This window comes from Arachidicoccus sp. (assembly GCF_050436765.1).
Taxonomy (GTDB): domain Bacteria; phylum Bacteroidota; class Bacteroidia; order Chitinophagales; family Chitinophagaceae; genus Arachidicoccus.
Window position 1 is genome coordinate 1,356 of the sequence record NZ_JBNQGD010000387.1, and the last position, 3,159, is coordinate 4,514.

Annotated in this window: 3 protein-coding genes; 2 read left to right on the forward strand and 1 reads right to left on the reverse strand. The window is 39.4% G+C overall.

Going from position 1 to position 3,159, the window contains the following annotated elements; translation table 11 throughout:
• Together ACQR30_RS16305 and ACQR30_RS16310 are read left to right on the forward strand one after the other, a co-directional pair.
• Positions 1 to 688, forward strand: a 688-nt coding sequence (locus ACQR30_RS16305) for a nucleotidyl transferase AbiEii/AbiGii toxin family protein (protein ID WP_429736820.1), incomplete at its 5' end; no start/stop codon positions are given.
• A gap of 349 nt (positions 689 to 1,037) precedes the next feature.
• On the forward strand, positions 1,038 to 2,288 hold the full coding sequence (locus ACQR30_RS16310) for a site-specific integrase (RefSeq protein WP_429736821.1): 1,251 nt from the start codon (positions 1,038 to 1,040) through the stop codon (positions 2,286 to 2,288).
• Positions 2,289 to 2,442: 154 nt separating this feature from the next.
• On the opposite strand, the gene ACQR30_RS16315 is transcribed toward ACQR30_RS16310, so the two are convergent.
• Positions 2,443 to 3,111: a hypothetical protein gene (locus ACQR30_RS16315; protein WP_429736822.1), complete on the reverse strand. Its 669-nt coding sequence runs from the start codon at positions 3,109 to 3,111 to the stop codon at positions 2,443 to 2,445.
• Positions 3,112 to 3,159 lie beyond the last annotated feature (48 nt).

Below are 3,159 nucleotides of genomic sequence, written 5' to 3' on the forward strand. Positions count from 1 at the left end.
TGTATCAGAAGTTCTACCCGAGATAGAAATTGAAGGCATCACTAATAAAGTGGGAATGATTCGTAAAACTGCACATAATTATCAACGGGTTTTTACAGGATATTTCGGACAAGTAAGGGATATTATTATTGTGGAATCCACTTGGTTAGGGCATTTTGAGCCTTACAGAACAGCACAAGTAAGTTCTTTCATTTACGAAATGATGTTGCAAAACAGACAACAATCACTCATTGATGAATATGGAATGAATCCATTTGAGGTGCTGGCTTTAAACCCAAAAAGAACCTTGTGTGAAAAAATAATGAGCTTGGTTCGTTTCTCACAAACGCAAGAACCGATTAGCGATTTGCGAAATAAAATCAGGCATACTTACGATATACATCTTATGTTGAAAGACGATAATCTTTATTCGTTCTTCCAATCAGATGAATTTGAAACAATGCTTTTGCGCGTGGCAAACGATGACATTGTAAGTTTCAAAAATAATAATAGATGGTTGGCTAATCATCCTGCAACGGCTATTGTATTTTCCGAGCCGGAAGATACTTGGAATAAAATAAAGAATGTTTACACAGGAAGTTTCGACGAATTGGTTTTTGGTAAACTTCCCGAAGAGTTGGAAATTCTTAAAACTTTAAAAATTGTAGCAAATAGATTGAAAGAGATTAAATGGAACTTACAACCATAAATATTTTAAATATTTGCCCGCCATTCTGCCCGCTTATAACAAAAAATATTCATAAATAATTGATAATCAACAACTATATAAAATCCCTCACTCTCCGCAAATTTTGATATCAAAACAAATTAAAAGCCTGCAAATCAAACTATTGCAGGCTTTTGTTTTTGGGTCAAAACCCCATTTTATTCACCAATTCCCTACAAAAAAGGGCCTAATTCGGTGAGTAATTTTAGGAAGCGTTCCTACTCACCGAATAACGCATAAGTTTCTGATATTCAGCACGTTCGGAGACTGAACATCTTGATTAACGGTAGTTGCAAAGCTAAATTTGTTTCACTTTTTAATGTTAAAAAACATGAAAACTAATTTTAGCCTGCTTTTCTATTTGAAAAAGCAAAAGAACTACAAAACCGGCCCTGCCGCTATCTACATGCGCATTACCGTTAACGGTAAGCGATCTGAAAATTCCACAGGCCGCGAATGTGAACCAGCTCGCTGGAATGCCCATGCCGTCCGTGCCAACGGCACTAAAGAAGTAACGAGGTCGCTCAATGCCTATTTAGACGATCTGCAAAAAAAGGTTTATGAAGCCCATAGCCAACTGACCGAAGCGGATGAAATGATCACAGCGGAGAGCATCCGTAATAAATTTTTGGGGAAAAGCGAACAACCACGAGCTTTAATAGAAATCTTTAAAGACCATAATCATAAAGTAGAGGCCCTCGTGGGCAAGGAGTATACTAAAGGTACATTAACTCGCTATCAGACCACCTTAAAACATACTTCGAATTTCCTCAAATGGAAATATAAGTTATCCGATATAGATATTAAAAAAATCGATCATGCCTTTTTGATGGACTTTGAATTTTACCTCCGCTCAGAACGTAAATGCGCTAACAATTCGGCAGTTAAATACGTTCGCAATTTCGGCAAGATCATCCGCATTTGTATCGCTAACCGCTGGCTAACCTATGATCCATTTTTAAATTATAAAAACAAGATCAAAACGGTTGAACGAGTTTTTCTAACTACCGAAGAGTTACAGGAAATAGCGGATAAGGATTTGGCAACTGGCCGGTTGACACAGGTACGCGATATTTTTTTGTTCTGCTGTTTTACGGGATTAGCCTATGCAGATGTAAAGAAGCTGCGTAAATGGGATATAGTAACGGGAATTGATGGTGAGAAATGGATTACTATTAAAAGGCAAAAGACCGATACGCCATCACGTATTCCCTTACTGCCAGCGGCCATTTCCTTGATACAACGCTACGCCGAGCACCCACAATGTGAGAGCAGTGGCAAAGTGTTACCCGTATTAAGCAATCAGAAAATGAATGCCTATCTCAAAGAAATAGCTGATATATGCGCTATAAATAAGCCTATTACCTTTCATATTGCCCGCCATACATTTGCTACGACGGTGACGCTTTTGAACGGAGTGCCAATCGAAAGTGTGTCTAAGATGTTAGGCCATACGAATATTCAGACAACACAGCATTATGCTAAAATTTTGGATATTAAGGTCGGCGCGGATATGGCCCTGCTGAAAAAAAGGCTTGTACCTCCACTGGAATCTGTTAACGTAATCCGGAAAGAAAATTAACCGTTTATAAACTAAAGGAACTTTTGTGTGGTACAACAAAATAGTTTCACACAAAAGTTCACCAATTTTAGCATTATAATGACGGCGACAAATCAGATTTTAAAGCATCAGATCCGCCGGTCATTACGGCTTTTAATTTTTCAAACCCATACATTTAACACTCGGGCGAATGAATTGCGATTACTTTTCTCGTAGTTCGTAATCGAAAGACTAAGCGCAGAACTCTCTTAAAAGTAACCATTAGCAGAAGGGCGCCAATTAACATGTTCAATAAATGACAAAATGGAAGTTGGAATACTGGTAACACGTAACCTACGCTAATGTAAACCAAGCCTGAAAGAGCTGTTCCCATAACTATCGCAGCGAAATAATAGCGTTCTCCCCGGGCTACACCAAGAAGTTGCCTGCATCTTAAACGCAAAATATGCTGCTGAAGTTCAGCTACCCGGACATTGGACAATAGGGTCATGTATACCCCGCTAAGTATGATGCAGGCGCACCTTGCAGGAAGTCCGGAAAGTTGAAGTAAGGATTCATTTCCGCCGGTGAGATAATGCCAGGACAATATCGAAGTACTTAAGGCAGATACGACCACTATGACGCGATTTAGTGTGATCAATTCTTTTCTTCGTTGCAATAACAGGAAGCACACTTTTGCCGCCGTGACCTGTGTTATTACTGCAGCGGTTAAAAAGAACAACTGCCCGACATAATCCTGAGTTGAAGCCAGCCGGGCAAGAATAAGATTAGGAGGAACAAATGCAACTGTCCTGATAAAGGCATCTTTGGTTACTGTTGAAAATAATTTGGCCGCGTTCAACATAGCTCTTTAATTCTGGCCTGGCCCGTCAGCAGTGTCGAGTGGTACGTT

Bases quoted from the DNA above. Each gene is read 5' to 3' on its own strand.
- ACQR30_RS16315 (WP_429736822.1), bottom strand. From the start codon at position 3,111: ATGTTGAACGCGGCCAAATTATTTTCAACAGTAACCAAAGATGCCTTT.
- ACQR30_RS16310 (WP_429736821.1), top strand. From the start codon at position 1,038: ATGAAAACTAATTTTAGCCTGCTTTTCTATTTGAAAAAGCAAAAGAAC.